This is a genomic window from Aureispira sp. CCB-QB1, from assembly GCF_000724545.1.
GTDB lineage: Bacteria > Bacteroidota > Bacteroidia > Chitinophagales > Saprospiraceae > Aureispira.
In genome coordinates, this window is sequence record NZ_JHBV01000175.1 from 1 (window position 1) to 1,873 (window position 1,873).

The window sequence follows — 1,873 nt, forward strand, 5'->3', positions numbered from 1 at the left end:
AAACGATCAGGCGGGGAAGATTGTCTATCCGCAGCAATCAAAGGAGTTCGACTCTCCTTCTGGTCACAGGGTAGCAAGTTTTTACTTGTATAGTTACGGCGACTTATATGCCGAGGTACAGCTGCAAGGCTGTGCCATTTTTTAAGCTTTAAACAGAATAACAATATGGCGCAACACGCCCAATTTTTAACCAAGTTTCATCAATTCTCTATCTACGATCTACTGGACCGAAAAGCCAGCTTGGAAAAGATTTATGATTTGATGGAGATCTATCAACGAAAGTGGCTTCGTACGCACAAACGAGGTGGTATGGTTTCTAGTGTACACGATGTCCTACAAGCAATCTTGTCGCTGATGCCTCGCACCATGGAAGCCATGAAAACCGAGCAGCCCAATGTTTTTGATTGGTCGATACACCAACAAGAATTCTTTTGCTTTGCCAACAACGAGTACCTGGCCACGATGGTCAACCAGCAAGCCGCTCGTCCCCTACTCCAAATTAGTGGGCGCACGGTGCGCTCTTGTATTCAAAAGCTCTTAGAGGCTAAAATCTTGGTGCAGAAGGTCAACTTTATGCACACAGGAAAAGCGTATCCTTTGCCCATGCATGAGGATCCTAGAGGACGTGGAAAATTTAAGTTGATTCTGAATTATGAGTTGCTAGTTTGGGGCGAAATAGAGGCAAATGAAGCCTTGGGCTCCTCTCGTTCTGATGCTGCTCAGCCCCTTGATGCTGCGGATAGAAGGACATCTTTTCCGCAGATGTCTATACTAGATAATATAGATACTTTAAAACAATATAATACAACACCAACAGGAGTTGTGGATAAGGCTTCTGCTAGCGCAGAGCTAAATCACAAGATTATCTCAGGTGCAGAGCAGGGAAGCAAGTCAATTTCCAATTGTCCTCCAAATCTTTTGCCGAACAATTTTGTGCAAAAAGTCTTCATTCCGAGCAGCAACAAAGAAGATTTTTTGGCTCGTCAGCTCTTTGAGCAAGCTCGAGTCGCACTTTGGGGCGGCAAAAATTTCAATGTCGCTCAAACAGAGCAAGCCGTTGACCTGCTCCGCTCTCATTTGCGCTTGGTAGAGGATCATGTGCGCCTGTTTCGCAAACAAAAGCTCGAGCAATTCAAGGATTCTGCTTATTTCAAAGGTTTGGCCAAGAATCCAAAGTATCAATGGAAGATGTTGAACGAGTGGTTTGCCAAAAAACTGCCCAATATTGAGCTATCGGCTCTTAGAATTGTGTCCGAAGCCATTCAAAAACAACGAGAAAATGCTTTAAAGAATGATTATATGGACAAAATCTTTGCGCCAACTCAATATTTCATTTCTAAGCATTGGGATCGTGCACTGGGCTATTCTAAAGATGATTTTAATACTATCTATACCAAGTTTAGTCCCAAAAATCGAAGCCTCTCTTATTATCAAATGGTGATGGAGCAAATCAACCAAGCACATACTTCAGCCTTGCAAGCCTTACAGGATGGTAAGACACCGTATGCAATGCGTGTCACCGAAAAAGCCTGGAGAAAATTGAGGGGCATGATTGCACAAGCACCTCCCTGTATGAGTGCCGCTCAAAAACAAAAACTCATTCGAAAATTCAAAGATCGTTTACAACCTATTTTTTCAAATCAACTCTCTTAATTATGGCTAGTAGTACCAAAACCGAATTTAAAATCAAAAGAGATTCTTTAAGTTATTTATTAATCAAAACACCAGGTAACCCCACCCCAATCAAACGCTATTCGTTGGATGCTAAAACCCCTCAAAACCCAAGCTTGGGCATTCATCGCTTGGAACGTGTTTTTCTCAAAGGAAAAGTATTTGAATGGGCGGTTTTGTATGATAATAAAACGGGTAAAAT

At 42.2% G+C, this 1,873-nt stretch carries 2 protein-coding genes; both read left to right on the top strand.

The features are described from left to right. Window positions 1-165: 165 nt before the first annotated feature. Entirely contained in the window at window positions 166-1,653 is a 1,488-nt protein-coding gene (locus CG11_RS28940; RefSeq protein WP_052600384.1) for a hypothetical protein, read from the top strand. A gap of 2 nt (window positions 1,654-1,655) precedes the next feature. Continuing rightward, on the top strand, window positions 1,656-1,873 hold a 218-nt coding region (locus CG11_RS28945; RefSeq protein ID WP_156039972.1), incomplete at its 3' end, for a hypothetical protein.

Excerpts from the sequence above, each read along its gene's own strand:
- CG11_RS28940 (WP_052600384.1), top strand. The coding sequence starts at position 166 with ATGGCGCAACACGCCCAATTTTTAACCAAGTTTCATCAATTCTCTATC.